We start from the raw sequence: 346 nt of genomic DNA on the forward strand, positions 1-346 counted from the left end.
ACCGCAGAACTCCAGCAATTGGCGCGAACTCGCCTCTTGCGACTCCACCAGCGTCTCGTAATCCACTTCCAGGATGCGCCCCGGAAAAAGCTGCTGCCAATGCGCCATCAGGTGATCGAACAGGACGTAGTAATGGCCAGTATCGAGCAGGTCGAACGAGTAGTCGTAGTTGCTCGACTTCAGCGCGAATAGCTGACGAAAATTACCCAGGCAGGTATCCATCGGATCACGCCGCAGGCAGATGATCTTTGCCTGGGGCAGCGCCTGCGCAATAAAGCCCGCATAGAGAAAATTGTGCGGGAGTTTGTCGATGAAATGGGGCTTGTGGCCGGTCACAGGCCGGGTC

1 protein-coding gene is annotated in these 346 nt (G+C 56.6%); it reads right to left on the reverse strand.

What is annotated here, in order from left to right; all coding sequences use genetic code 11:
- Window positions 1-346, reverse strand: a 346-nt coding sequence (locus GSQ75_RS19210; RefSeq protein ID WP_254058574.1) for a sulfotransferase, incomplete at both ends; no start/stop codon positions are given.

Origin of the sequence: Dyella sp. S184, assembly GCF_009766065.1 — a bacterium.
Classification (GTDB): Bacteria; Pseudomonadota; Gammaproteobacteria; order Xanthomonadales; family Rhodanobacteraceae; genus Rhodanobacter.